Source organism: Duganella sp. GW821-FHT07G03 (genome assembly GCF_059418605.1).
On the sequence record NZ_JBWKQE010000065.1, the window covers coordinates 1 to 531 of the forward strand.

The following is a 531-nucleotide window of genomic DNA, read 5'->3' on the forward strand; positions in this document are numbered from 1 at the left end:
GACATCGCCGCGCTGGAAACGGCCGACCTGTCGGCCATCAAGGTGGCCGCCATCGGCATCCTGAGCACCGCGCAGGTGAGCGCGCTGACCACCGGCCAGGTCGCCTCGCTGGCGACCGCCTCGCTGGCCGCGCTGAGCACCGCCGGCATCGCCGTGCTGAGCACCAACCAGGTCGTCGCGCTGAGCTCGAACCAGATCAACAGCCTGGGCACCGCGCAAGTGGCCGCCCTGTCGAGCAACGCCATCGGCGCCATCCAGACCGCCGACCTGGCCGGCCTGTCGACCAACGACATCGCCGCGCTGCGCAGCTCGCAGCTGGCCGGCCTGACCACCGACCAGGTGGGCGTGCTGTCGACCAACCAGATCGCCGCGCTGACCACGGCCGCCGTGTCCGGCCTGACCACCAACCAGATCGTCGCCCTGACCACCGGCCAGGCCAGCGTGCTGAGCACCGCCCAGGTGGCCGCGCTGACCACCAACGCCGTGGCCGCGCTGGAAACGGCCGACTTCGCCGCGCTGTCGACCAACGCC

General features: G+C 71.9%; 1 pseudogene. It reads left to right on the top strand.

Annotated features, from left to right (window positions below):
- A pseudogene (locus AC07OK_RS30780) lies at window positions 1-531 on the top strand (heme utilization protein); the annotation flags it as partial.